Consider the following 654-nt stretch of genomic DNA (forward strand, 5'->3'; position numbering starts at 1 on the left):
CTCGGACCGCACGGAATCAATAACCTATTTTATTCTCCACCGGAAGAACCACCTATGGCGAACAAGATCTTCGATCGGGATACCCTGCTCGACCTGACGGTCAATATGGTCCCGCTGTTCATCATGGCGTTCTTCATCGTCGCTTTCGCCGTGGTCACACCGTTCGGGGTCGACCCGCTCGCGTCATCGCTTCAGTTCGGACTAGTAGCCGTTCCGTTCGTGCTGCTAGCGATTCTGACGTACTTTGCCGGGCGTGCCGTCGCCGGGAGTGAAATGACGGGCGAACTCTATCTGCCCGGCCAGGCAGGCGTCGAGGGTGCCAAACCGCTCGGTGAAGACGGCGAACTGATGAATCAATTCGACGAAGACGAAGAGCCCGAAGCGGCCGTCGAAGGCGAGGCCGACACCGACGACGCTGCGAGCGAAGACGAAGCCTAACGCGCTTCGAATCGACTTCTTCCCCTTTGCTGGACCGGTCGATCAGCGCCTGCGGTGTGAGTCGATTCGGAGGCACCATCACGGCGTCCCGAACCTTTCATTACCTTCCGTTACTCAGACACCCCTATGGAGGTCAACGGACAGTTAGCACTGACGGTTCTAATGGGGATCCTCCTCGTTGCCGTCGCCGCGTGGATCGCGCGGGTCGAAAACTGG

General features: G+C 59.0%; 1 protein-coding gene. It reads left to right on the top strand.

Annotated features, from left to right (window positions below):
- Nucleotides 1-54 precede the first annotated feature (54 nt).
- Nucleotides 55-438, top strand: a complete 384-nt coding sequence (locus tag DEQ92_RS21255) for a DUF6684 family protein (protein WP_115821743.1) — start codon at nt 55-57, stop codon at nt 436-438.
- Nucleotides 439-654 lie beyond the last annotated feature (216 nt).

Origin of the sequence: Haloferax sp. Atlit-6N, from assembly GCF_003383195.1 — an archaeon.
Lineage (GTDB): Archaea > Halobacteriota > Halobacteria > Halobacteriales > Haloferacaceae > Haloferax > Haloferax gibbonsii.

Bases quoted from the DNA above. Each gene is read 5' to 3' on its own strand.
- DEQ92_RS21255 (WP_115821743.1), top strand. From the start codon at position 55: ATGGCGAACAAGATCTTCGATCGGGATACCCTGCTCGACCTGACGGTC.